Here is a 1,726-nt window from a genome sequence, read left to right as displayed (position 1 = left end):
GCCAGCCAGCCAGCCAGCAGGATTGTAGTGCCAGCCTCGCACAACAGCAAGCGTTTTTAAACGATTTAGATGCCCGTTTATGGGCAGCAGCGGATAAGCTCAGAAACCAGCTAGACGCTGCCAACTACAAGCACATCGTTCTCGGTTTTATCTTCTTAAAATACATCTCCGACAGCTTCACTACCTTTCGTGAAAAGCTCCAAGCCCAGTTGCAAGATCCCGAAAATCCCCTTTATCTTGACCCCAACGACTATTCCCCCGAAGACTACCAAGCCTTGCTCCACAGCGAAATGGAACTGCAAGACAACTACACCGCCGAAAACATCTTTTGGGTGCCAGAGCAAGCCCGTTGGGAAAACATCAAAAACGTTGCCATACTCAACAAAGGCTCGGAACTGCCTTGGGGCGGCACATTCCGCGGCGTTGCCAGCCTGATTGATGACGCATTCACCGCCATCGAAAAAGAAAACCCCAAACTCAAAGGCATCATTCAACGCATCTCAGGCTTTGATGTGGAAGAACAAACCCTCATCGGCTTAGTCAATCTCTTTTCGGATACGAATTTCAGCCGGCCTACCCTCAACGGGCAGCCCATCTCAATGGCAGCGAAAGACATTTTAGGGCACGTTTACGAATACTTCCTCGGGCAATTTGCCCTCGCCGAAGGCAAAAAAGGCGGGCAATATTTCACCCCAAAATCCATCGTTAGCCTCATTGTCGAAATGCTCGAACCCTATCAAGGGCGAATTTACGACCCCGCAATGGGTTCAGGCGGCTTCTTTGTGCAAACGGAAAAATTCATCGCCGCCCATCAAGGCAACATCAACAACGTCTCCATTTACGGGCAAGAATTCAACCCCACCACCTGGAAACTCGCCGCAATGAATATGGCGATTCGCGGCATCGAATTTGACTTCGGCAAAGGCAACGCCGACAGCTTCCTCAACCCACAACACCTCGACAAAAAAATGGATTTTGTGATGGCAAACCCACCTTTCAATATGAGCGACTGGTGGAGCGAAGCCCTACAAAACGACCCACGCTGGCAATACGGCACACCACCACAAGGCAACGCCAACTTCGCTTGGCTACAACATATGCTCTACCACCTCAGCCCCAAAGGGCGAATGGCATTGCTGCTCGCCAACGGCTCAATGAGCAGCCAAACCAGCGGCGAGGGCGAAATCCGCCAAAAACTCATCGAAGCCGACCTTATCGAAGCTATGGTCGCCTTACCGGGGCAACTGTTCACCAACACCCAAATCCCCGCCTGCATTTGGTTGCTAAACAAAGCCAAAGCCCGCAAAGGCGAAATGCTGTTTATCGATGCCCGCGAAATCGGCTATATGAAAGACCGCACCTTACGCGACTTCACCGCCGAAGACATCGCCCACATCGCCAACACCTACCACGCTTGGCAAAAGGATCAGAGCTACCAAAACCAAGCAGGCTACTGCTACACCGCCAACCTTGAAGAAATCCGCCAAAACGACTTTGTCCTCACCCCAGGGCGTTATGTCGGCACAGCAGAACAACAAGACGACGGCATACCCTTCGCCGAAAAAATGCAAAAACTCACCGCACTTTTAAATGAACAGTTTGCACAAGGGCGAGCGTTGGAAGAAGAAATTAGGAAGAGTTTGGGGATTTAGGAGAAAATAATAATGGAATGGATCGAAACAACTATTCGGGAATATTGCCCTTTATCTTACGGTAAAGTGTAGTG

General features: G+C 50.5%; 1 protein-coding gene. It reads left to right on the top strand.

All coding sequences use genetic code 11. From position 1 onward, the window contains the following. A partial coding sequence (locus tag QV04_RS11100) for a type I restriction-modification system subunit M (protein WP_082985609.1) occupies nt 1-1,652 on the top strand: 1,652 nt, incomplete at its 5' end. Between the last annotated feature and the right edge of the window lie 74 nt (nt 1,653-1,726).

It is taken from the genome of Gallibacterium genomosp. 1, from assembly GCF_001678575.1.
Taxonomy (GTDB): Bacteria; Pseudomonadota; Gammaproteobacteria; order Enterobacterales; family Pasteurellaceae; genus Gallibacterium.
The sequence above is the reverse complement of the archived record's forward strand: the minus strand, read 5'-3'. Positions and strand labels throughout refer to the sequence as shown.